This is a genomic window from Croceicoccus gelatinilyticus (genome assembly GCF_018398395.1).
Taxonomy (GTDB): Bacteria; Pseudomonadota; Alphaproteobacteria; order Sphingomonadales; family Sphingomonadaceae; genus Croceicoccus; species Croceicoccus gelatinilyticus.
Genome location: NZ_JAHCBF010000007.1, coordinates 183,849 through 206,300 on the forward strand (window position 1 = coordinate 183,849; position 22,452 = coordinate 206,300).

Annotated in this window: 20 protein-coding genes; 11 read left to right on the forward strand and 9 right to left on the reverse strand. The window is 60.4% G+C overall.

From position 1 onward, the window contains the following. Nucleotides 1-3: 3 nt before the first annotated feature. Nucleotides 4-2,706: a conjugal transfer protein TraG N-terminal domain-containing protein gene (locus KIH45_RS15510; RefSeq protein ID WP_213176916.1), complete on the forward strand. Its 2,703-nt coding sequence runs from the start codon at nt 4-6 to the stop codon at nt 2,704-2,706. A gap of 1 nt (nt 2,707) precedes the next feature. Here the strand turns inward: KIH45_RS15510 and KIH45_RS15515 are convergent, their stop codons facing one another. After that, complete coding sequence (locus KIH45_RS15515; RefSeq protein ID WP_137675987.1) at nt 2,708-2,917, reverse strand: hypothetical protein; 210 nt, start codon at nt 2,915-2,917, stop codon at nt 2,708-2,710. 123 nt (nt 2,918-3,040) lie between these two features. On the opposite strand from KIH45_RS15515, the gene KIH45_RS19190 reads away from it, so the two are divergent. The 6 genes from KIH45_RS19190 (at nt 3,041) to KIH45_RS15540 (ending at nt 6,472) form a co-directional block, all read left to right on the forward strand. Then, on the forward strand, nt 3,041-3,580 hold the full coding sequence (locus KIH45_RS19190; RefSeq protein WP_225899972.1) for a thermonuclease family protein: 540 nt from the start codon (nt 3,041-3,043) through the stop codon (nt 3,578-3,580). Continuing rightward, on the forward strand, nt 3,580-3,711 hold the full coding sequence (locus tag KIH45_RS19375; RefSeq protein WP_255478505.1) for a hypothetical protein: 132 nt from the start codon (nt 3,580-3,582) through the stop codon (nt 3,709-3,711). The genes KIH45_RS19190 and KIH45_RS19375 overlap by 1 nt, the downstream gene beginning before the upstream one ends. Further along, complete coding sequence (locus KIH45_RS15525) at nt 3,711-3,902, forward strand: DUF6961 family protein (RefSeq protein ID WP_137675988.1); 192 nt, start codon at nt 3,711-3,713, stop codon at nt 3,900-3,902. Before KIH45_RS19375 ends, KIH45_RS15525 begins: the two co-directional genes overlap by 1 nt. 303 nt (nt 3,903-4,205) lie before the next feature. Then, nucleotides 4,206-4,841: a S24 family peptidase gene (locus tag KIH45_RS15530; RefSeq protein ID WP_137675989.1), complete on the forward strand. Its 636-nt coding sequence runs from the start codon at nt 4,206-4,208 to the stop codon at nt 4,839-4,841. Between the two features lie 234 nt (nt 4,842-5,075). Further along, nucleotides 5,076-5,981, forward strand: coding sequence for an alpha/beta fold hydrolase (locus KIH45_RS15535; protein ID WP_213176917.1), 906 nt, complete (start codon nt 5,076-5,078; stop codon nt 5,979-5,981). Continuing rightward, on the forward strand, nt 5,978-6,472 hold the full coding sequence (locus tag KIH45_RS15540) for a hotdog fold thioesterase (RefSeq protein ID WP_082745685.1): 495 nt from the start codon (nt 5,978-5,980) through the stop codon (nt 6,470-6,472). Before KIH45_RS15535 ends, KIH45_RS15540 begins: the two co-directional genes overlap by 4 nt. Here KIH45_RS15540 and KIH45_RS15545 read toward each other — a convergent pair. The 3 genes from KIH45_RS15545 to KIH45_RS15555 form a co-directional block, all read right to left on the reverse strand. Further along, entirely contained in the window at nt 6,402-7,862 is a 1,461-nt protein-coding gene (locus tag KIH45_RS15545; protein WP_137675990.1) for an efflux transporter outer membrane subunit, read from the reverse strand. The genes KIH45_RS15540 and KIH45_RS15545 overlap by 71 nt on opposite strands. Nucleotides 7,863-7,872: 10 nt before the next feature. After that, nucleotides 7,873-9,444 carry an MDR family MFS transporter gene (locus KIH45_RS15550; protein WP_225899973.1) on the reverse strand — a complete coding sequence of 524 codons (1,572 nt, stop codon included), beginning with the start codon at nt 9,442-9,444 and terminating at the stop codon, nt 7,873-7,875. 96 nt (nt 9,445-9,540) lie between these two features. Beyond that, on the reverse strand, nt 9,541-10,569 hold the full coding sequence (locus KIH45_RS15555) for an HlyD family secretion protein (protein ID WP_225899974.1): 1,029 nt from the start codon (nt 10,567-10,569) through the stop codon (nt 9,541-9,543). Nucleotides 10,570-10,694: 125 nt separating this feature from the next. On the opposite strand from KIH45_RS15555, the gene KIH45_RS15560 reads away from it, so the two are divergent. The 4 genes from KIH45_RS15560 to KIH45_RS15575 all read left to right on the forward strand — a co-directional run bounded on the left by KIH45_RS15560 (nt 10,695) and on the right by KIH45_RS15575 (nt 15,159). Continuing rightward, the gene (locus KIH45_RS15560) at nt 10,695-11,186 is read left to right on the forward strand and encodes a MarR family winged helix-turn-helix transcriptional regulator (protein WP_090483095.1); all 492 of its coding nucleotides are present in this window, start codon (nt 10,695-10,697) and stop codon (nt 11,184-11,186) included. 4 nt (nt 11,187-11,190) lie between these two features. Continuing rightward, a complete protein-coding gene (locus KIH45_RS15565; protein ID WP_090483096.1) occupies nt 11,191-12,777 on the forward strand; it encodes an ABC1 kinase family protein in 1,587 nt (528 codons plus the stop codon). Between the two features lie 547 nt (nt 12,778-13,324). Continuing rightward, nucleotides 13,325-13,948, forward strand: coding sequence for a helix-turn-helix domain-containing protein (locus tag KIH45_RS15570; RefSeq protein WP_213176918.1), 624 nt, complete (start codon nt 13,325-13,327; stop codon nt 13,946-13,948). After that, nucleotides 13,945-15,159, forward strand: a complete 1,215-nt coding sequence (locus KIH45_RS15575; RefSeq protein WP_213176919.1) for a type II toxin-antitoxin system HipA family toxin — start codon at nt 13,945-13,947, stop codon at nt 15,157-15,159. The genes KIH45_RS15570 and KIH45_RS15575 overlap by 4 nt, the downstream gene beginning before the upstream one ends. Before the next feature lie 94 nt (nt 15,160-15,253). Here KIH45_RS15575 and mobF read toward each other — a convergent pair whose 3' ends face one another. The 5 genes from mobF to KIH45_RS15600 all read right to left on the reverse strand — a co-directional run. Then, nucleotides 15,254-18,166: a MobF family relaxase gene (mobF, locus tag KIH45_RS15580; protein ID WP_213176920.1), complete on the reverse strand. Its 2,913-nt coding sequence runs from the start codon at nt 18,164-18,166 to the stop codon at nt 15,254-15,256. 48 nt (nt 18,167-18,214) lie between these two features. Then, nucleotides 18,215-20,554 carry a type IV secretion system DNA-binding domain-containing protein gene (locus KIH45_RS15585; protein WP_213176921.1) on the reverse strand — a complete coding sequence of 780 codons (2,340 nt, stop codon included), beginning with the start codon at nt 20,552-20,554 and terminating at the stop codon, nt 18,215-18,217. Further along, nucleotides 20,544-20,873, reverse strand: a complete 330-nt coding sequence (locus KIH45_RS15590; protein ID WP_029140019.1) for a hypothetical protein — start codon at nt 20,871-20,873, stop codon at nt 20,544-20,546. Before KIH45_RS15590 ends, KIH45_RS15585 begins: the two co-directional genes overlap by 11 nt. Before the next feature lie 741 nt (nt 20,874-21,614). Further along, nucleotides 21,615-21,836 carry a hypothetical protein gene (locus KIH45_RS15595; protein ID WP_213176922.1) on the reverse strand — a complete coding sequence of 74 codons (222 nt, stop codon included), beginning with the start codon at nt 21,834-21,836 and terminating at the stop codon, nt 21,615-21,617. A gap of 308 nt (nt 21,837-22,144) precedes the next feature. Beyond that, nucleotides 22,145-22,452 (reverse strand): single-stranded DNA-binding protein (locus KIH45_RS15600; RefSeq protein ID WP_225899975.1); only part of this gene is annotated, 308 nt, incomplete at its 5' end.

Genomic DNA, 22,452 nt, shown 5'->3' on the forward strand with positions numbered 1-22,452 from the left:
GACATGGTCGAGATCTTCACAACCGGCGGCGGCGAATACATCGTCAATGTCTTGAACGCCGTCGCCGCGTGGACCGGGGCCGGTGGCTACAAGAGCCTGATCCAGGTGGCGCTGGTCATGGGCATGGCGCTTGCGGTCATTGTCGTCGCGTTCAACCAGGACTGGCGCGCCTGGCTCAACTGGTTCCTCGGCGCGACACTCATCTACATGTGCCTGATGGTGCCGCGCATGGATGTGCAGGTCACCGACCGTGTCAATCCGAGCCTCGCTCCGGCGACAGTCGCCAATGTCCCGCTCGGGCTCGCGCTCATGGCAAGCTTCACCAGTCAGGCAGGCGACTACCTTACCCGCTCCGCCGAGCTCGTCTTCGGCCTCCCCGACGATCTCAACTACTCGAAGAACGGCATGATTTATGGCGCGCGCCTGCTCGAAGCGACACGGTCCCTGCGCATTGCCGATCCCGAGTTTGCCGCCAATTTCGACGAGCATGTGCGGCAATGCGTGTTCTACGACCTGCTCCTCGGCCGCTACTCGATGAAGGAACTGTCCGAAAGCAACGATATCTGGGCGACCATTGCGCCTGGCAGTGCCGCGCGGGCACAGCGCTTCCTCACCCGGCAGGCGGACGATAGCGTCACGGCCACGATCATCACCTGCCGCGAAGCATACACTGCGCTCTCCAACCAGTGGGCCGGGCTTATTGATGAGATGACACGGGTCGCCGGGCGCCAGCTCTACCCCCGGCAGACCGAGGCGCTCGCGAAGGCCAAGCTCATCGCAGACCTGCCGATTGCCTATCAATACCTCACCGGCGTCTCGAAGGATGCAAGCAGCATCTTCCGCCAGGTTCTGACCATCAACGCCTTGAACCAGGCGATGCATGGCTTCGCCGGAGCTAGCGGTGCATCGAGCGTCGATGTGTTCGCGCAGACCCGCGCCGACATCCAAACCGAACGGACCTATTCCTCGATCGCGCACAACGCGATGAAATGGGTCCCGATCCTCAATGTCGTCCTGACGGTCGTATTCTACGCGCTTTTTCCGGTGCTCTTCCCACTGTTCCTGATGCCCAAGACCGGACCGATCGCTCTCAGAGGATACGTCACGGGCTTCTTCTATCTGGCAGCTTGGGGGCCGCTGTTCGTCATCCTGCACATGATCCTGATGCTCAAGGGCGCGAGCGATGTGGCGGCAGCGGGCGGCGCGACCGGTCTCAGCCTCGCGACCTTCTCCGGCATGACCGACGTCAACAACGATATCGGGATCCTGGCCGGCTACCTCGTCGCATCGATACCGTTCCTTGCAGGCGGCGTCGCCAGGGGCGCGCTCGCAATATCGGGCCAGGCAACCAGCTACCTCAATCCGAGCCAGAACGCGGCAGAAGAGGCGGCGCGCGAAGCGAGCACCGGCAATATTTCGCTCGGCAATTCCAGCCTTGAGAACTCGAACGTGTTTTCGCGCCAGTTTGCGCAAGCCAGCCTTGCTCCCAACATTGGCTACGGCGCCGCGCAGACGCGAACGACGGGCGAAAACGGCACCCAAACCACCGGCTTCCCGCAGGCCGAGTTCGCGACTGTGCCGACCTCGAGCTATCCGTTCACACCAACGCTAGGGCAGGACTTCTCGAGCCGGCTTGCGACCATGGCGAGCCAGAGCCGCGGCCAGAGCGAGACATTCTCGAACCTTGCCCAGCAATCGACGAGCTCGGCTGTCACCCGCTTCAGCGAGTTGCGCGATGCCTACACCCGCTCGCGCTCGAACGAGAGCGTCAGTGGCACGTCAACGAGCGACAGCATCGGCAGCGCCTTCAGCGAAGTCGACAACGCCTCGAAAACACTCCAGCAGCAGTTCGGGCTGTCGCGCCGCGCGGCCGACGACATTACTGTGTCCTGGTTCCTGAACGGGGATGCCGGTCTCGGGGTCAAAGGAGAACGAGGCTCGATCAAGGGCACCCTCGGGTTAAAGGGTGGTCGGAACCAGACCTGGACTGACAGTGATATCGGGATCGCCTCCGAGGATCGCTCGCGCATCATGGGCGCGCTGAGCCAGATCTCGGACAGTCGCAGCTGGTCGAGCACGCGCGAAGGCTTCCTGCGTGAAACGAGTTCGAGTTCGGAGGCGCTGGTGTCAAGCAGCTCGGCCGGGATCACCACGTCGATCACCGAAGCGCAGAGCTACACCCGCGAAGCGCGCCGAGCCGAGGAGATCGCCAGCCGCCTCGAGAACCAAGCAAGCTGGTACGAAAGTGCCAATGCCGCAGGCACGCTCAACCTCAGCCAGGCCTATCGCGAATGGGGCATGGCGGAGATCGATGGTAACCGCGACTACTATGGGCCGGTGCGCTTCGACGACATCGATTTCCAGATGAGTGCGCGGGGCCAGAAACTCCAGGCGCGGTTCGTCGAAAGCTATACGAACCAGCTCAATGCCGAGATCGCGGATGACCTGGCTCTGCCGCCCTTTGCGTCCGTCGCTCGACCCGCTGTGAGCAGCGCAGATGGCGTGCGGGGATCGGTACGGCTTGGCGGGGTACCAGGGAGCCTTGGCGCCCCCTCAAGCGAGCGTGAAGACATCGCCCGGAATGTAGGTCGGGTCCAACAACAAGGGGACCGGCGGATCGGGACCGTCAAAGGATACCTCGATGGCAAGACTCGCGATGCCAAGGGAGCCTCGGCTGAGGCGGCCGACGATGTGAAGGAATGGTAGCTCAGATCAGCCCGTCGTAGATGATCACATAGATCAAAAAGGCGAGGAACAGGACCCCGAACAGGATCAATCCAAGCTTGCCCCACGGGTCAGCCCAGGTCTTTTTCCAGGTGTAGGAAGTGAGACGGTTCTCGGCGATGGCCCGATCTACTTCGCGGAAGCCCTCCCAGCCCTCCTTGCCGCCCGGGGGTGTGTCGTCTGGATCGTTCATCGCTCATTCTCCTTCACAAGAAGGGAGCCGCCCTCTCCTCTTCTCAGCCCCATCTTGTTGCTGAGAAAATAGCCGAAAATCATCGGAAAAGCGAGCACGGTATCTTGGCTTGCAGGCCCGAAAATGAAAGGAGTTGGCATGGCAGGAAGATCACCTCAGAATAATGTCTTCGATTTTCACGCAGGAGTTCTCCGACAGAAGCAAGGCAAACGGCGCGGCCTTGCGCTGCTTGTTGCCGGAGGCTTACTCGTTGGCATTCTGGGCGGCATTCTTGGCATCTACTGGCCTTTTGGTTCGGCGATCGCTGAGGCACGAACCAAGCACAGCTTTGCCGTTTGCGGCATGGTCAGACGCACTTGTATCATCGATGGCGACACGATCTGGCTCGAAGGCGTGAAGATCAGGATCGCGGATATCGACACGCCTGAAATTTCGCAGCCAAGATGCGATATCGAATACGATCTCGGCATAAGGGCACGCGACAGGTTGGTGGTTCTGCTCAATCAGGGAGAGTTCTCCGCCGTTCCAATCGGTAATCGAGACGAAGACCAGTACGGTCGTAAGCTCCGTGTCCTGATGCGCGATGGCCGCTCGATCGGCGACCAATTGGTCGCGGAAGGACTAGCACGAACCTGGTCCGGACGCAGGGAGCCATGGTGCTGATGCGCATCTGGCCGGACAGTGACGATCCCTTGCCGGGCAACGAGCGGGAATGGAAATTGAAGCTCGAAGCATGGCTGCTGGGTATTCCGATTGTCCTTATGCTCATCGCAGGCATCGGGTCACTCTTCTGATGCTCACCCGTGATCAGGAGCTTTGGGGCATGGCGCTGTGGGTGGATAAGCACCATGGCGACGCCGGAGGTGAATTCATTGCGTCGAAGATCGATCAGCTATACCAGGCCGGCGAGCAGGACGGGGCAAGACTTTGGCAGAATGTTGCCCGTCGCTATGAGCAACTTGTCGAGCGCAGGACCTATTCCTGATAGAACCTTGAGGATCTCTAGCGTCGACTGACTGCAGATAGGCTTCCAGCCGTTCAAGCGTTCGTCGACGCGGCCTTCGCCCTTGCCTGAGATCGAGTACGAATCGAGGATCGCCAACTGCGCGCCGGCCGAAGCGCGTTGCCGAAATATGGTGATCTTTCAGATGCTTTTCGATCCGTTCCAGCAAGGTCATAACCCTTTCGCTCCGACTCGCAAATCCCTTGTGTTCTTGTTATGTTCTTAGTAGGATCACATCCGCGAGTCTAGGAAAATTCCTACAATTGAGATTCGAAGGACAGACAGATGGAACATGTCAGGGAAGAGCTCGACCGGCTGATCCTCAAGGGCGGATATGGCTACGCCTCGATATCGCGGCTGCTTGGCCGCAACCCTGCCTATGTGCAGCAATTCATCAAGCGCGGTTCACCGCGAAAGCTCGATGACGAAGACCGAAAGACACTTGCCTGCTTCTTCGGCGTCGATGAGCAAGTGCTCGGCGGTCCCGCCAATCCAGTCAATGATGGTATGGTCGAGATCCCCGTTCTCGATGTGGAAGCATCTGCTGGATTCGGCGCGGTAGCTGCCAGTGAGACTGCACACACCCGGTTCGGGTTCGATGAGCGGTGGCTGCGGCACCTGACGTCGGCCAAGAGCGCCAGCCTGTCGATCGTCGGCGTAAAGGGTGACTCGATGGAGCCCACGCTCAGCGATGGTGACGAGGTCCTGGTCGACGCGTCAGACCATGGCTCACGATTGCGCGATGGAATCTACGTTTTGCGCGCTGATGATGCTCTGGTCGTTAAGCGTATTGCTATCAAGCCTGGTGGCCGACAAATCACAATCGCCAGCGACAACCCAGCTTATCCAACTTGGCACGACATGGACCGATCTGAGGTGCACGTCGTCGGTCGGGTCATCTGGTTTGGCCGAGCCTTGTAACGGCAGGACTTGGGCCGGAAGCGGAAAGGCAGCTTTTATATCTTTGAGCGGATTAAGCGGACAGCGACTACTGACCGAATCGCAAGCCGGTGCATTAGAGAATGGTCTGGAGAAACCCCTCTTGGCATAGACTTTTGCCGTCGTTGAAACGCCCCTGCAGGACAGCCAACACGGAGCCGAGAGCCACAAACTAAATTGGTTTACTATTTAGCGCGCCTTTCCTACCATCCGGAGATGGCGAGAGAAACCTTTACGATTGAGGGCGCAGGCGCGATTTCTCTTACAGCCGAGGCTGAGGGGGATGCCTACGCTAAACCCGTCCTTCTTGCGCACGGCGGCGGGCAGACACGGCGCGCGTGGAGAAGGGTGGTCAGCGAGCTGGCTCAAGCCGGCTTTCGCGCAATCGCCCTCGACATGCGCGGTCACGGAGACAGCGATTGGTCGCTATGCGGAGCTTATGAAATGCGCGACTTCGCGGCGGATCTGGTCGCTGCAGCGTCGCGCCTGGACCAGAAGCCAGCGCTGGTTGGCGCTTCACTGGGCGGGCTCGCTGGACTGATTGCCGCAGGGGAGCTTGCTCCAGGTAGCTTTGCTTCACTCACATTGGTCGACATTGCCCCGCGCATGGAGCCCAGCGGTGTGATGCGCGTGGTTGGTTTCATGGAAGAGCATGTCGATAGCGGCTTCGCCTCACCAGAGGAGGCGGCCGACGTGATCGCTCGCTACATACCGCATCGTCCCAAGCGGGGCGCGAGCGATGGTCTGAAAAACTATCTGCGGCAGAAGTCGGATGGGCGCTTCTATTGGCACTGGGACCCGGTGTTTATCCGTAATATAATGTCAGCCAGACAAGGCGACCCAGACAGCCAAGAACGTCAATCGGCAATGCTGAGCCAAGCTGCGGCGAATCTCACGCTTCCGCTTCACCTCATCCGAGGCGGCTCTAGCGATCTTGTTTCCGAAGAGGCCGTTTTGCATCTGCGACAACTCGCCCCCCATGCAGAATACACCGATATTGCCGATGCCACGCACATGGTCGTGGGCGATGCGAACGATGCCTTCTCCGCCGCTATCGTCGATTTCCTACGAACCCATCACTCTTGCGATACGGCTCAACCACAGGGGACGAGGGAGCTATGATCGATCGAGAGCGCTTGCAGGAAATGCTGAATATCGCGCCGTTTCATCGATGGCTTGGGCTGGAGATTGCAACATGCTCCGACCAGGGAATCGCGATCACCATGCCATGGCGCGAAGAGATCGTGTCGAACCCTATGATTGGGTCGGCGCATGGAGGGATCCTGGCTTCACTGGTCGACCTCACCGGGCTTTATACTCTGCTTGCCGGGGGCGTCGCGGCGAGAGCGACGGCCGATCTGCATGTCGATTACCACCGTCCTGCAACCTCAGGACCTCTCACTGCTCACGGACAGATCGTGAAGATCGGGCGACAGATTTCGGTGGCGGAAACCCGGGTTCTCGAGCCCGACGACAAGTTGGTCGCCAGCGGCAGGGGCGCCTACTTCTCGTCAACCGGATCACTTGATCAGCGCGGCGGGACTATTGATCTCGAACAGGCTCTTGCCACCCAAGGCCCAGCGACTTCTGCAGCGCGATCCACGCCAGCGTAAGGGCACCTTTTGCCCGGACGAGGTCTGCTGAGGCCTGCTGCTGTTCTCGCAGGGCCCGGTTGAGGTCAGCCTTCGAGATCGCTCCTGCGGCAAAACGTTGGCGGTTCAGGTCCGCCGCGCCGTCAGCCTGCTTCTTGATTTGCATACTGGCAGCGAGCGCCACACGCTGCTGGCCGAAGCGAGCCAAGGCACGTTCGGCGTCTTGCAGTGCCAGAAGCACCGTCTGCTGGTAATTGGCGACTGCTTCGTTGCGCGCCGCCCCGGCTTGGTCGATCGCAGCGTCTACCCTGCCGAAATCCAGAAAATTCCACTGGAGGCGTGGGATCGCGAGTGCGGAGAAATCGCCGACATCGACAACGTCGTCCAACGAGGATCCGCCGAGGCCCAGGATCCCCGTGAAGGACAATTTCGGGAACCGCGCCGCCTCGGCCACCCCGATCCGCGCCGTCGACGCGGCAAGAGACCGTTCGGCCGCCCTTATGTCAGGCCGACGCGCCACCAGGCTTGCCGGATCGCCGATCGCGACCTGCTCTGGCGGCATGGGAATGGAATGCGCAGTCGTGAGCGCTGCATCAACTGATCCCGGCACCTGTCCGGTCAGTATAGCGAGTGCATCAGACAGGACTGCGATATCCGCTTCAGCTTCGGCAAGTTGTGACTTGAGCATCTCCAGTTCGGCATTCGCGGTGCCTACCGGGAAAAGCGGCAATGCACCGTGCTGATAGCGTTGGTATGTCAGCGCCAGGATCTCTTCCTGCAACGAAATCTGCGCCTCAAATTGCTCTGCGCGGAATTGGGCCTCCCGCAAATTGACGTAGGTGCTGGCCACTTGGGCAGTCAACTGGACCTTTGCGTCCTCTGCATTGGCCACGGTTGCAGCAGCTTGGGCATTGCTGGCTTCAATGCGCCTGCGCGAGCCACCGGCGAACTCCAGCTCCCAGTTGGCGTTAAGGCCCACATTGAAAAAGCTGAGCGAGTCATCGGTTTCTGCGTCGGAATTGGTTTGCTCTGACGGGGGGGGCGCCCCGCCTTGAATGTCGAGACCACGAAGCCGGCCCTGCACGGTGGTGGCCTGTGCCCCAAGCGATGGCATTCGACCCGCACGGTCTTGCCTGATGGATGCCCGTGCCTGGGCAATGCGCGCCTGCGCTGCGGCGAGCGAAGGGTTGCCGGACAGCGCAGCCTCCACCAGCCGCGTCAACTCGGGATCGCCGAGCAGCAGCCACCATTGAGCGACAACCGGATCAGATGCGCTCACATCACTGCCAGCGCGCACAAAGCGAGTGCCCGTGTCTGCTGACACAACTTCCGGGGGGCCTGCATAATCGGGCCCAGCCGTGCATCCAGCTAGCAAGGCGATAGTGATAATCGGAGGTAGCAAGTGGCGCATAATCTCGGGCTCAGTGCATCGAAAGGGAGACATTTTCCGGAAGCGGCTTGAGGAACAGAATAAGCGGGACTGTCGCGAGTGTGAGAAGTCCCATCACCAGAAAGACATCATTGTAGGTCATGATGAACGCTTCGCGCTGGAGAGTGCCGCCGAGTGCCGCCATCGCTCGTTCCATATCGCCCAAGCTTCGCGCCAGTCCGTCGAGATAGGTCTGCAGCGAAACGCTGTTCGCATTCAGCGTTTCTTCCATGCGCCTCGTATGGTGCCAAATTCGCTGGTCCTGGAACGAAGCGAGGGCCGAGAGGGCGAATGATCCGCCAAGATTGCGGGCCGCGTTGAAAATGCCCGAGGCATCGCCCGCGTCTTCCTTGGCCACCGACGCAACCGTTGCCTGATTCAGGAACATCATCGCAAGTATCATTCCGGCCCCGCGGATAAGCTGACTTTCAGTGAAGACAGCGCCGCCGGATTCGGCGGTCAGACTCGTGCTGACAAAGCAGCTGATCGCCATCAGCAGCATTCCGGTGCCGACGGCAATGCGGATGTCCACCTTGCGGATCATCAGGGGCAGAACCGGCATCAGGAGAAAGGCCGGGACACCCATCCAGAAGATGACCAGTCCCGTCTGAAAAGCATTATAGTCAGAGATGATCGCCAGAAACTGCGGAATGACATAGGTCGAACCATACATCACCATGCCCAGGGCGAGCGCCATGATCGCGACGCTGGCGAACTGTCGATTGAACAGGAGCTGCAACTTCAAGACTGGCTTGCGTGCCTTCACCTGTCCGTAAATCAAACAGGCAAAGCCGATAATGGTCACCACCGTTAGCCAGCGAATGAGTGAGGACTCGAACCATTCCTCACGGTGCCCTTCCTCGAGTACAACAGTCAGACCGCCCAGTCCGAGGATCAGCCCGAGAATGCCAGCCCAATCGGCGTCCGTGAGATATTCCCACTTGGGCTTCTCGTGAGGCAGCCCGATAAACAGCAAGAGCAGCAGGATTGCGCAGACTGGCACATTGACGAAAAAGGCATAGTGCCAGCTCAGGTTCTCGGTCAGCCAGCCGCCGATCAATGGCCCCATCACGGGGCCAAGAACCACAGTCATGCCGAACAGGGCCATTCCGATTGGCTGTTGGTGCGGCGGTAATCGTTTAGCCACAATAGTCATTGCGGTCGGAATGAGGACTCCGCCCGTGAATCCCTGACCCGTTCGGCCGATGATCATGGTCGTAAGGTCGGTTGCAATCCCGCATAGCACCGAAAATGCGGTGAACGCGCTAACCGCGATGATGAGGAGGGTTCGCAGACCGAACAGCCGTTCGAGCCAAGCGCTCAGCGGAATGACGACGATTTCAGCAACGAGAAATGACGTAGCAATCCAGGTGCCTTCGGCGCCTGTGGCACCGATCTCGCCCTGAATGACGGGGAGTGCGGAATTGACGATTGATATGTCCAGCGTCGCGAGCATGGCGCCAAGCGCGCCCGCGGCCACAGCGACCCAGGCAGTCACGTCTGCGTTCTTTCGGCCCCCGGCCGGCCCGATCGAAGTGTCCTGCGCTGCCAGTATCTCGGTCATTGAGTCCGACTCGAGATCTCTTCCAATTCGCCGGCAGCATTCCGGGTGTCGACCGTAGCCACTACCGACATGCCGGGAACGAGCAGACGCCGCACTTCAGGGGGAGCATCGATACCGATGCGGACGGGTATCCGTTGAACGATCTTGGTAAAGTTGCCGGTGGCATTTTCGGGGGGGGAGGATGGAAAATTCCGCGCCCGTTCCCGGCGATATGCTGACCACTCGCCCCGCGATCTCAAGGTCGGGTAGGGCGTCAACTTCGAGCCTGACGCTTTGGCCGGCCCGGATCAGGCCGACCTGCGTTTCCTTGAAGTTTGCCGTCACGTAGATCGCCCTCACCGGAACCACCGTCATCAAACGTTGACCCGGTTGCACGAACTGGCCCACCCTCACCGAGAGATCGCCGACGCGGCCGGCCTTGCTGGCGCGCAGCAAGGTCGATTCAACCGTAAGGTCGGCTGTTTCCAGCTGAGCGCGAGCAGCGTCCGCCTGCGCCTGGGTCTGGTTGATCTGCTCGAACAGGGTCCCTCGGCGCGCGGTCGCGGCAGCCACCGCTGCCTGCGCGGCGACGAGTTCGGCCCGCGCTTGCCGCGCCTGCGCCTCATACTGGTCTAGCTTTTCCCGCGGTTCGGCTCCTGTCGCGGCAAGGGGCCGATATCGCGCCACCTGGTCGTTCGCGAGGTCCAGTGCTGCGCGCGCGGCGGCGAGTTGGCCCCGCGCCTGGCGAATGGCTGCATCCTGTTCGGCTACCTGAGAACGGATTGTGTCGGCACCGGCCAGGGTCGCAGCGATCTGTGCGCGCGCCTGTTGCGCTTGCGCCTGATAATCCCGCAGATCCAGTTGTACGAGGGCTCCGCCGCGAGCAACCTGCTCGTTCTCCCCCACGAAGACCTCTTCGACGTATCCCGCTACCTTGGAAGAGATAACGACGCTGTCGGCAGCGACATAGGCGTTATCGGTCGTCTGCATGTACTGTCCGTAGGTTACGTGCCGGTAGTACCACCAGATCCCGCCAAGCAGCACGGCAAGACCAACGATGATTAGCACGATGCGCAAGCCACGCCGCGATTGCGGTTTCGTTGGGGTTGTGCCCTCCTGCTCCGGTTGGTTGGAGTTATCGGTCATCTGACTCTTTCGGCAGCCTCAGTAAAAGGTGAACGCGTCTCGCGCCCTATGAGCCGTGAGTCAGATAGTAAAGGCATTTAGCAGTTTGCATTTGGGCATCCGAGGCTATCCGACTACACAGCGCTATGGATGAAAAACCAGATACCATGTCACGGTCTCAGCGTCGGCAGAAGTTCATCACCGATGATGACCGCATTCTCTATCTTATGGACGAGATCAGTCGCGGCGCGCGCAGAGTGTACGATGCGAGGGTCGCCAGGATCGGTCTCAATCAGACACAGTGGAGGATCATCGGACAACTTCTTCGCGATCCTGCCCTTACGCAGGCTGAAATCGCCAAGAAACTGGAACTGGAATCGGCGACCATCGGCCAGGCGGTTGCAGGTCTTTGCGCACGCGGGCTGATGAAAAGGCTTCGAGCTGAGACGGATCGGCGAGCGTGGCAGCTCATCCTCACGGAGCAGCTTGACGATCTGCTGCCCGAACTGAGAGGCTCCGCGGATAGGCTTCATGGTCTGCTTTGGCGCGACATTGCCGCCGACGAGAAGCAAACGTTGCAGCAGACTCTTGAAAGGGTATCGGAAAATCTGGACCAACTCCGGGCCGAGGCTGAGTAAAATCATGGCATCGCCCCCGGAAAAGCCTATCAGCAGCATCGCTCGCGCCGCGGAGATCGGCCAAATCCTAATGAGGCACGGCGCGAAGAATCTCGCCGGAGCCCTCGGATTTATTCCCTCTTCGAGCAATGTCATCGATCCTCGCGAATTTCATCCGGCTGCAGTTGTGGCGTTCCTCCGTGACATCGGGCCAGTCGGCATAAAGCTGGGGCAACTCCTCGCCACCCGAAGCGATCTGTTTACCGAACACTGGATCACGGCATTCTCAACCCTGCACGATCAGGTGTCGTCAGTGCCCTTCGCAGATATCGAGCCCGTACTTGCTTCAAGCTGGGGTGAGGACTGGCGGAGCGACTTTGCGCAGTTCGACGAAAAGCCTTTGGCCTCTGCCTCCATAGCGCAAACCTATTCCGCCAGACTGCGGGACGGAAGCGAGGTCATCGTGAAGGTTCGGCGGCCAGGCACTGCCGCTCGGATGGAGGCTGATGTGCGCCTCCTTATACGCCTTGCCGGGATCGTGGAAGCACGGTCGCCGGACATCGCGCGTTACCGGCCAGTCGAGTTTCTGCGGACCTTCGGCCGCAATCTTGCCTGGGAGATGGACCTCGCTGCGGAATCCCGAGCCTGCGAGCGGATCGGCGCATATCTCGATACCATCGGCGTCAGGTCCCCGGCCATCCATTGGGAACTGACCGGGCTGCGGGTGAACGTTCAGGAACGCCTGTACGGCAGGCCCGCGTCTTCGCTGGGCAGCCCATCGGGCGACCCGCGGGTGGCGGCTTTCGCTAAAAGCTATGCCAACGCTGTCCTGCGGATGATCATCCTGAACGGCGAATTTCACGGCGACCCCCATCCCGGTAACGTCTTCATGATCGGCGAGCAGGATGTCGGCTTCATCGACTTTGGATCGGTCGGGACGCTCACCAAGGCCAGGCGCGACGAGATCGTCCGCCTCGTCCTTGCGATCGCTGGTGAGGAAACCAGCGATGTCGCGAATGTCCTGCTCGCATGGGCGGGGGAGCCGAAGGTGGATCGCGATGCGCTCGCGGTGGATCTGGATCAGTTGATCGGAGAGTTCAGGGGGACCGTGCTATCTGGCATCGAGTTCTCGCAGATTTTTTCCCGCGCTTTCGACCTGTTGCGGGATTATCGACTGGTTCTGCCACCTGATCTGGCCATTCTTCTGCGTACCTTGTTGACTGCAGAGGGCTTCGTCCGATCGCTGGCACCGGACTACAACATCGCCGAAGAGACCCGGCCGATCATCACGGAGCTTCTCGCCGAGCGGTTCTCGCTCGGCAGCGCTCGGTCGGGTTTGAAGAGACTTCGCGGTCAGCTGCTGGGTTTGTCGGCGTCCTTGCCCGACATACTTGCCACTGCGAACTCGATCGCAAAGTCAGGATATGTGCCGGTTCAGCTCGATCCGCTCAGTATCGAGCAGCTCGCTGGACTTCGCAATGAGCGTCAGTCCTTGAAAGGCCCTCTAGCTGCCGCATTGATCATAGCTAGCGCGTTGCTTGTCGATCAATCCTGGCTTCTGGCTGGCGGCGCGCTTGTGATTGCTGGGGTGGTGCTCATCCGAAAGTCATAATGAAGGAGCAACTTAATTCGTGCACGGTCACGATACGGCAAAGCCGAACTTAACGAGGATTTCATGCGCCTCACTTCAGCGACCAAGACGCATCGCGAAGAAAATTTTTCGACCTATTGCGATTGAAGGCTTATTTTCCCTCAATCAGACGAAACTTTGGAACGGCAGCTTTCAAGCGTGTCCTGGCCTGACTTTATGGCCGCTATTGGGGCGCATAGCTGCCATCGACGCTAGTCTGAACCAACGGCAGCTTTTGGGCGAAAATCGTGACTACTCGAATGACCGGGATTAGGGCGCATTGCCGCCGTTGGCCTTCCTGACTGAATGGCAGATCTCTGGGCGAAAGCTCTGTCATCGAAAGAGCGGGAAAAGGCTCTTTGAAGTGACGACGGCTCACGCTTTATGCGCGGCAAACACTACCCATGATATGCAATGGCCTATCATGGGTAGTGTATATATGCCATTGCATATCTCTATTGCCTTTCTCAACGATCATGGTATATGCTAAAACATATAGACGTAGGCCAGCATATGTAGAAACATATTTATGAGCACGACAATCGAGGACATCGCCGCAAGCATCAAAGCGGCACGGATAGCAAAAGGCTTTACCCAGAAACAGCTGGGTGAACGGGTAGGCTTGCCTCAAAGCCATATCTCCAAAATCGAAGGCGGGAGTGTAGACCTACAGATTTCCAGCCTCGTCGAAATAGCGCGCGCGCTCGACCTCGAACTGAAGCTAGTGCCTCGAAGGACCGTACCGGCGATCGAAGGCGTAGTTCGCTCACACCGCGAAAGAAGCGAGGCAAGTCGAGTGCTCGCAACGATTGCCGAAACCAACCGGTTCGCCGAGCGAGTACGGGAGAGCTATCCGAGCGTCACCGAAGTGACCGAGCTTCAAAGCGCACTTAAGGATATCCAGGCCGTTAATTTCACTCCCGAAACGCTCAAAGCCATCGAGCAGGCCTTGCAGCCCGTCGCTCATCTGAAAAAGCATCTCCAGGATCTCGGCTGGGCGCTTGAGCAGCAAGAGGGAAGGAAGAAACTCACCCAACAGATCGCAGCATCCACGCGTGCCCTCCAACACGTCAGAAACTCGCAGGTTCAAGCAATCGGTCAAGACAGTGCCTCAAGACGGCCTGCTTACCGCCTTGGGGACGACGCCACATGATCGACGCAGCTGCTCTCGATATCTTTCTGGGTAAGACGCGCGTTGGAACCATTGCGCGCCTCGATGGAGATGCGAGCATCTTCACATTCGACGAAGTCTACCTTGCCGACCAGGATCGGCCAACGCTGTCGCTGGCCTACAAGGACGCGAACGGCGAAATCATTGCCGAGACACGCAGCTATCGAACGAAGATTGAGCCGTTCTTCTCCAACCTCCTTCCTGAAGGCACGCTTCGCGACTACCTGGCCCGCCGCGCGGGCGTGAAAGCCATGCGCGAGTACCACCTTCTCGCACAGCTCGGGCACGATCTTCCCGGCGCAGTGCGCGCCGTCGCCGTCGATGCCGAGGAAACGGAGGCCGACGAGCTAGATGAAGAAGCGGCGGGGAAGCAGGCAGAGCGCGCGCTGCGCTTCTCGCTTGCCGGCGTGCAACTCAAATTCTCGGCAATCAAAGCCCAGGGCAAGAATGGCGGGCTGACGATCCCGGTCACGGGCAGCGGCGGCGACTGGATCGTCAAGCTCCCGTCTGCCAGACATCCGGACGTGCCCGAGGCAGAATTCGCAGCGATGAAACTGGCGGCAAAGATCGGGATCGACGTTCCTGAAATCGACCTTGTTCCGCTCGATCAGATTGATGGCATACCCGAAGGTATCACCCGTTACGGAGAGTCCGCTTTTGCCATCCGGCGCTTCGACCGGGGAGAAGAGGGACCCGTACACACCGAAGACTTCGCCCAGGTGTTCGGTGTCTTTGCAGACGATAAATACGAGAATGCGAGCTACCGCCAGATCCTCAGCGTGCTGGCGATCGAGACCGACGAGCAAAGCGTGGTCGAATTCGTCCGCCGGCTCACCTACTCGGTGCTGATCGGTAATGGCGACATGCACCTCAAGAACTGGTCGTTGATTTATCCGGACCGGCGCAACGCGCTGCTGGCACCTGCCTATGACTTGCTTTCGACGCTCGCCTATATCCCAGGCGACGATGCTGCGCTCAAATTTGATGGCTCGCGCGAGTGGGCGTCCTACACCTATGATGTACTCGAGGCGATCGCCGACAAGGCAAGGCTGCCTGCAAGGCTGATCACCGCGACAGCGAAGGATGTCGTTGCACGGTTCGATGACGCCTGGAGCAGCGAAAGCGGACACCTGCCCTTCCCCGACGATGTGCGAAGCGCGATTGAGAGGCATCGCAAGACTCTTGCGATCTGAGAGTAGTTCCGAAATCCGGCCGTTCGCGCGCGGGCACGACCCTAAAGTACTGCCGGACCCAACGCGTCTGAAATTTGCTGCGCAAGGCGGCCTTTCAAATCCCGAAATCCAGTGTCTTGCTCTTGCTTCGGACGATTTCCTTTTCGGCCTTGTTGGCCTCTTCCGGTTTCAGCTGATCAAGTTCGCCGTTTTTCTTTTCTGTCGGGGCCACCTGTGCGGTGACCTCGAGGGCCGAGGCCTTCTCTCCTTTGTTGCGTGCCACGGCTGCTCCGAGCCTGTCCGAACTATCGACGACCAGTGTCAGGTGATCGCGCAGCCTCGTGATCGTCACCAGGAACGTCTTCTGGTTCGACAGGTTGCGCTCGCGGCTGTCCATGACGGCTATGCCGCGATCGGATGTCAGACCCTGCGCCATGTGGGCGTTGAGCGCATAGGCAAGATCGATCCGCTTCAGCATCGGATCGTCCTTTTTGAGCTCGACCTGGTCTCCCCTTGAAGTTTCGAAAGTGACCTTCCCGCCGACAACGGCAACCACCCTGGCCTGGTCGGCATTGAACAGGCCGCGGCGATGATCGTTGCGGGTCCATCGGATCCGGTCGCCTTCATGGATCTCGAGCTTCCTCGGCTCATGCAAAGTCAGATTCTGGTCGCCCTTCCCTGCCCTGATCCGTGCCGGGTCGAACCGGAACCGCTTGCCGCGCTTGTCCGCAACTTCGACCTGCCTGCCCTTCCGGTCCTGTCCCAGGACACGATACTCGCCCGCTGACAGTCCCAGGGCCTGTTGCTTTCTCGAGACCTCGAGCACCCGGCCAGGCTGGTAGGCTGACAGATGTCGCAGTTCTTCGCGGGTCGTGTTGACGCGATCCAGCACTCCAAGCTCGGCCTTGCCCGGTCCGATCTCGCCATTGGCGAGAAGTCCCTGCTGGACGGCAGCATTGACCGCAGAGCGGATGGCGCGGCCCGAAGCGTAGATCGAGGTGCGCGAGCGGGTGTCCTTGTCGAGCGCCAACCAGGTGTTAGCCGCGACCAGCGCGCCATCGCCCCTGGCCTCGAGTGTGTGCGGCTGCAGGTGACGCAGCGCCGTGCGCACATCGCCCGCCTGCGCTGCCGCCTGCGCCTCGCGAACGACAGGGTCGCGCGCGCGCAGGTTGGTCGCCATTTCAGCGCGCGCCATGCCTGTCCGCTGCAGGAGCGCGAAGGGTTTGCCCGCATCGACTGCGCCGAGCTGCTTGCGGTCCCCCATCAGGACCAGGCGGTGAACGTCAGCCAGATTGGCGAGACGGACGAGCTTTTCCTTGTCCTCGTTTGAGACCATCGATGCTTCGTCGAGCACCAGCACATGGTCTTTCAGTGCCGCCTTTGCCTCCGCGCGAAGCGCCGCGTTGCCGGGATCGTCGAGCAGCTTTTTCCAGCCACCAAGAAAGCGGGCCAGCGTCTGCGAGCCGATACCGGTGTCGCGTTCGAGCATCTGGACGAGAGTGTTTTGGATTGCGAGGCCAATGACCGAGTGGCCCTCGTCGCGCAGCACCTCAGCGACTGGCTTCAGAACACTGCTCTTGCCGGCACCGGCAATTCCCTGGACCGCGATCGTTCGATCCTCGGACGTCAGGATCAGCTTCGCCGCCCCGAGCTGACCCTCGTTGAGACGGAACCCCTGCCCTGTCATTGCAGCGGCCTGGACACGATCAGTCGCGCTTTCCGGCTCAACTGCAGATGAGCTCGCACCCTTGCCGGCGGCAACCTCGGACACGATCCGCTGCTCGGTCAGCACCTCGTCACGCGAGGCGAGCCAGTCCTTGTGCTCTCCCATCCCTGCTATGAGATCGCCAGAGCGCACCAAGGCGCGGGTCCGTTTCTCGATATCAGCAATCGTCGCTGGCAACCCGAAATCGAGCGCAGCCTTGTAGAGCGCGGTGCGCTCGAAGGCAGCCTCGCGCTGCGAAAGATGACGCACCGCCGAAGCGACGGCCTGTGCCGCTGCGATCGTTTCACGGTCCTGTCTGAGGACCGACTTGGGCACAAGCGGATCAGCCGGATCGCCCCTGACATGCGCGACGAAGCGTCCCAGCCATGCGCGCCCGCGCTCGACAAGCGAGCCGAACCTGCCAGTTTCGATCGACTGTTTCAGTGAGCGGGTCTGCGCCCGCTCGACCAAGGGCGCGAGGTCCAGCCCGATCGATTTCGCGGTGTCGCTCCATTGCATGCCGAGGGCCTCGCGGTCCTCGATCCCGTCCTTGCTCGCGCGCGTATCGAGCGCGGCAATGCGGCCCGCTTCAAGACCAGAACCGCGCCGTGCATCGAGCACTTCCTGGCGGCGGCTCGAGAACGCCATGACCTGTTCGCGGGTGATACCGCGCGCTTCGAAATTGCCGTGCTTGAGGGTCGGTCCCGGCTCATAGCCAAGCTTCTCGACCGCGACGCGAAAGCGCGCCATTGCGATAGAATTGAGCGTGGTGTTGAGCTGCCAGAGCCGATCATTCTTGAGCGTTCGCCACTTGCCGTCCTTGCCTTGCGTGACATTGGCGATGACCGCATGGAAATGGAGGTTCGGCTCCTGGTTACGGTTGGTGTCGTGCTGGAACAGGCCGATCGCGAGGTTCCCGGTGGCCTGTGTGACGGTTTTGCCTTTCTCGACCATCCGGGTCTCGGCCGCATTCTTCTCAGCCCAGTGCAGCGCTTCGAGGACGGCTTCGCGGTAGGCGGCAATGATCCGCTCATCCTTCCCGACGAGCGCCAGCAGCGACCAGCTCTTGGGAACGGAGAAAGTGAGGTCTGTACCCGGGCGGTGTGCCTGCCCGGGATTGCCGACGCTGCTGCCGTCGGGCAGCTCGCCTCTCAGCAACGCGTCGAACGTTTGGGCCTCGACCTTGCCATTGAGACCAAGGCGCTTTGCACCCTCGCCCACCCACTGCCCCGAACGGTCGGCATCGGCGCTCGCGTAGTAATTGTCCGAGGCGAAGTAGCTCGCCGCGGCCGAAGGCGAGCGGACATTGGCGACGGAAAGCATGTGCTGGGATCACTTTCTCTTGGCCCTCGTCCCCTCCCCTGTTGGGCGTCACATGTCCGGATCAAAGTCCCCGTAATCGTGACCATGGTCCTGCCCCTGATCGGCATCGCGACTCTGCTTCGCTGCACCGCCAAGCAGCGACTTCTGCTGCTCTTCCTGGAGCCTCTGGTGAGCCTTGCCGCGCGCATCCTGCGCCCGCTGATGCGATGCGGGATCGGGAATGTCAGACCTCGCTGAAGGTGCATCCCGTTGCTCCTTGCCGCGTTGCTCCTCGGCTTTCGAAGACAGAGGAAGGTCGGATTGAGCCGGCCGCTGAGGGTCTGATGTCCCCCTTTCCTCTTGCGCATTCGGATCGCGACGCTTCCTTGTCTGGTCCGGTCGAGCCTGATCGCCCTTGTTGCTGCGACGGGTCCGGCGCAGTTCCTTTTTGTCTTCCTGGTCGGCTTTCTTTTCAGCGCTGTCGGAGCGATCGTGCGCGACCCTCAACCGTCGAGGATCACCATCATTGTCGCCTGTTTCAGAGGCTGCTCCGGCACCGCCACCTGCTCCTTCTTTGTCATCACCGTGGCGGGCCTGTGGTGGTAGCTTAGGCATATCCCGGGGAATGAAGCCTTCGGCCACCCGAGGCCAGTTGCGCGGTTCGAGGACCACGGGTGCCGCCGGAAATCCTTCGGGAAACTTGATGAAACCATGTAGGTTCTTGAGCTTCATCAGCTCGTCGGGAAGCAGCAGTGGGACGACCTGGCGCCGGGGCGTCAGGCTGACCGCATCGCGCGCATTGTTGTAGCCGTAGCTGTATCCTTCCTCCATCTCGCGAACCTCGCGGTGGCCGATAATATCGGAACACCAGGTGGCGGTCTCGCGGTCTGCTGTGCCGAGGATCAGCTTGGTTCGGGCAAGCGAGGACAGGGTCATGGCCATGTTCTCGCCGTAGACATCCTTGAGCTTGGCAAAGGCATGGATCCCGGTGACGATCGCGCCCCCGAAATTGCGCGCGGTCTGGAGGCCCTTCTCGAGCGAAGGCAGGCGATGCAGCGCGCCAAGTTCGTCGATCAGGAACCAGAGCCTGATGTCCCGCGAGCGCTGGCCCGCCATCAGCGTAATGATCGCGGTGTCGAGCCACAGGGTGAGCAGCTGCGAGAGCACGCTCATGTCGATGTAGCGCGCGGACAGAAACAGGATAGAGCGCGGTTCACCTGCCCCGTTGACCCACTCGCGGACCGAAAAGGGCGTCCCGTCTTCGGGCAGCATCTGGAGCGCCTTGGCGTTGACATTGAACACTGCACGCACCGATTCCGCCATGCGCGCCGCGCTCGGCGTGCTGATGGGACCGGCCATGGTATCTTCGACGAGACGGTGCAGATCGGAGAGATCGGCGTTCATGAGTTCGTGGGCGAGCGCGGCGTTGGTGCCCCGCCCTGCTTCGGCGAGCTTGAGACAGGTCTCGACGAACAGCGTGCGCGCGGCGAGCACCCAGAACTGTTCGGCGCCGCCCCCATCGTGCGGGACGAGGGACTCCGCTGCGGCATGGAATTCGGCACGCGTGGAGCAATCGTTGAACACGCTCCAGGCGGGGCAACGCGCGTCGAGCGGGTTGAGAATGATGTCGCGTTTGGGATCGTAGAAGGTTTCGACAAAGGCCCCAGTAAGATCGAAAATGACCGCACGTTCGCCCCGTTCACGGATCTCCCTGGTAAGCTCGGTTAGGACGACGGTCTTGCCTGTCCCGGTTGTGCCAACAAGCATCGCGTGACTCTGCTCAAGCCGCCAGGGCCAGCTGACCCCGGCCAGATGCGCGGGAGAATAGAAGCCCGCATCCCGCAGCGAAGCCGACCCGGCCAGACGCCAGCGCCAGCCCAACGCATCGCCATACTCGCGGGCACGGGCATCGCGGTTGTGTGCAGCGATCTCGCGGCTAAGGTCGCGCAAGGTAGCAAGCTCCGCCCCGCGTACATGCTTCTTTTGTTTGGACTTCTCGCCGAAGCGTTCGGCAACCCACCAGAAGAGCGCGAAGAGCGGCGCAAGAATGAACCCTGCAAGCCACAAGGCGCTGATGACCGCGCTCTGGAAAAGCGCGACCGCTTCGCGCATCGGCGGGTAATCGGTCACCACGGAAATGGGAAATGCGACGAGGCTCCCATCGGCCAGCTTGAGGTTCACAAGCTTGTCTGGATCGAACTCCATGAAGGCATAGCCAGAGGCATAGGCATGCATCCACAGGAGGTAGACATGGTACTCGTCTAGCGCCCCGCTTACGTCCCAATAGACGAGGCCGAGAACGACCAGGAGGGTCACGATCAGGGGCCCCTTGAGGCCTGCGGCAAACATGAAGCCGAAATGCCCGAGGAGCTGGCTGCCACGGGTGAAGTTGACGAGATTATGCTTCATCATCGCCTCCCATGGGTCGGGGTGCAACGATACCGAGGCGCTCCAGCCGGCGCTGGTAGGCTGCGACCGTTCTGTCGCGCAGTGTGCTGTCGGGATGATGCGTAAGCAGCGCATCCAATGCGACCGTGATGAAGATGTTCTGGCGCACTGGATCGGTCGCCGGGGTCCTCAGATCAGCTTCGGTTGCGCGCTGCCAGGCATCGAAGATGCAATCGCAAACAACGATACTCGCGCTGACCCTGCGCTCTTCTGCTTGTTTCCTGATCCATTCGGCGATCAGGGGCGTGACATAGGTCACGAACCGGTGGTGTCTTTGCATTTTTCCAAGTTCCTTGTGTTCAAAGAACCTGGCTCACCCTTCGAAAGGCAAGTGCCACTCTAGGCCGCAGCATGGGGTGTAGGAAAACGGAAAATTCACATCGCTTTTCAGCAGATTAAACGGATCTGTGCCGACTCGGCACGGACGAGAAAGCAAGTGGACCGCATCCGGCACAGAAGATGGTATCAGCGCATTTTCGTGAATTCGTGAAGCAATTCCGCGCCTTCCATTGCAGCACCCGCTGCGTCCGGTGTGCCTGTCAAGTTCCCAATTGCGCGGACGTTGCCAGTAGCTGCTGAGACCCGTTCAATGGATTGATTTTACGTTCTTATTTTCGGAGCGAGAGCAAACGGACGTTGCTGGGACAACGCGAGATTTCAGTCCAAAATTGCTCTGGGCTACAAACTGGCCTTACATCGGCTGAAATCGTGGTCGGCTGAATGCGTTGTGTCGATCTCTCCAACCCTCTCTAAATGAATGGCAAAGCACCCCGGACGGGTGTCGGGGCACTGGCTGTCTGCCGCCTGCGTCCCAAGCCCATCAGGTTAAGATCGATGTCGCTTTCGGTTCAGGGGCGGGGACCAGATAGCATTTGCGAGAAGCGTCGATGTCGGATGCCATGTGCGGTTTCACCCGTCCTTTTTCACCGAGGTCAGGTTCGGCATATTGGTCAACAGTTGCGGCCCGGCGACTAAGAAAAAAGGGCAGGAGTCGTTGCCGACCCCTGCCCTCGTCGTGCGGTCAGAACTCGTCTGACATCGCCCCGTGGATAGTGTGCACCACGCGCGCCGCAAGGTGCGCCGGAAGTGCATTGTAGTCACCCTCGTCCAGCGCGAAGTATCCAAGATCGCGATCCTCCACGATGTGCTGATCGAAAAAGCTGTGCAGCGCCCGACGCTCTGCCACAGCCAGCGCGGCAAAGTAGCGATCCGAAGTCGAAGTCCGTTGGAATTGCGTAGCCATAATTTCCTCCTGATGTCTGCCGTTGACGGCAGGAGCAGGACGGATGGGCGTGCGGCCGGCGGGTCAGGGATCGCCCGGATGGGCGACCGCGAAGCGGTGGTAGGGGTAACGATTTTGTTGGACCGTAGCGCAGCGAAGGGGAGGCAAAATGGTGGGACCCTGCCGTCCTTGACGCGCCGGTTGCGCGGCCATCAGAATGGGACAACCGTGAGCCAGGCCCCTCCTCGCCTCCGATATTGAGCAACAAAAAAGGGGGCGCTGTCTGGCCTGGACAGCGCCCCTCTGATGGAGATCGATGATGTTGGATGTCAGTCGATCTCGGGAGCGTCGGTGTTGTCGTTCGTCCCGTTCCCGCGGGAGAGGAAGTCGACCTTGTCGGCGAGGATCTCGGTGCCGTAGCGCGTGACCCCGTCCTTGTCCTCCCACTGGGTGTAGTGGATGCGGCCCTGGACGCTGACCAGTTGGCCCTTCGAGCAGTACTGGCCGACGGTCTTGGCGAGGCCATTGAAGCAGGTCACCCGGTGGAACTCGCTTTCCTTTGAGAACGGCGGAGCAATATTCGACCACGGTAGCGGCGGGATAGTCCTGCTGCGGGCGGCGTAAAAGTCGTCCACCT

Bases quoted from the DNA above. Each gene is read 5' to 3' on its own strand.
- KIH45_RS15510 (WP_213176916.1), top strand. From the start codon at position 4: ATGGTCGAGATCTTCACAACCGGCGGCGGCGAATACATCGTCAATGTC.
- KIH45_RS15515 (WP_137675987.1), bottom strand. From the start codon at position 2,917: ATGAACGATCCAGACGACACACCCCCGGGCGGCAAGGAGGGCTGGGAG.
- KIH45_RS19190 (WP_225899972.1), top strand. From the start codon at position 3,041: ATGAAAGGAGTTGGCATGGCAGGAAGATCACCTCAGAATAATGTCTTC.
- KIH45_RS19375 (WP_255478505.1), top strand. From the start codon at position 3,580: ATGCGCATCTGGCCGGACAGTGACGATCCCTTGCCGGGCAACGAGCGG.
- KIH45_RS15525 (WP_137675988.1), top strand. From the start codon at position 3,711: ATGCTCACCCGTGATCAGGAGCTTTGGGGCATGGCGCTGTGGGTGGAT.
- KIH45_RS15530 (WP_137675989.1), top strand. From the start codon at position 4,206: ATGGAACATGTCAGGGAAGAGCTCGACCGGCTGATCCTCAAGGGCGGA.
- KIH45_RS15535 (WP_213176917.1), top strand. From the start codon at position 5,076: ATGGCGAGAGAAACCTTTACGATTGAGGGCGCAGGCGCGATTTCTCTT.
- KIH45_RS15540 (WP_082745685.1), top strand. From the start codon at position 5,978: ATGATCGATCGAGAGCGCTTGCAGGAAATGCTGAATATCGCGCCGTTT.
- KIH45_RS15545 (WP_137675990.1), bottom strand. From the start codon at position 7,862: ATGCGCCACTTGCTACCTCCGATTATCACTATCGCCTTGCTAGCTGGA.
- KIH45_RS15550 (WP_225899973.1), bottom strand. From the start codon at position 9,444: ATGACCGAGATACTGGCAGCGCAGGACACTTCGATCGGGCCGGCCGGG.
- KIH45_RS15555 (WP_225899974.1), bottom strand. From the start codon at position 10,569: ATGACCGATAACTCCAACCAACCGGAGCAGGAGGGCACAACCCCAACG.
- KIH45_RS15560 (WP_090483095.1), top strand. From the start codon at position 10,695: ATGGATGAAAAACCAGATACCATGTCACGGTCTCAGCGTCGGCAGAAG.
- KIH45_RS15565 (WP_090483096.1), top strand. From the start codon at position 11,191: ATGGCATCGCCCCCGGAAAAGCCTATCAGCAGCATCGCTCGCGCCGCG.
- KIH45_RS15570 (WP_213176918.1), top strand. From the start codon at position 13,325: ATGAGCACGACAATCGAGGACATCGCCGCAAGCATCAAAGCGGCACGG.
- KIH45_RS15575 (WP_213176919.1), top strand. From the start codon at position 13,945: ATGATCGACGCAGCTGCTCTCGATATCTTTCTGGGTAAGACGCGCGTT.
- mobF (WP_213176920.1), bottom strand. From the start codon at position 18,166: ATGCTTTCCGTCGCCAATGTCCGCTCGCCTTCGGCCGCGGCGAGCTAC.
- KIH45_RS15585 (WP_213176921.1), bottom strand. From the start codon at position 20,554: ATGAAGCATAATCTCGTCAACTTCACCCGTGGCAGCCAGCTCCTCGGG.
- KIH45_RS15590 (WP_029140019.1), bottom strand. From the start codon at position 20,873: ATGCAAAGACACCACCGGTTCGTGACCTATGTCACGCCCCTGATCGCC.
- KIH45_RS15595 (WP_213176922.1), bottom strand. From the start codon at position 21,836: ATGGCTACGCAATTCCAACGGACTTCGACTTCGGATCGCTACTTTGCC.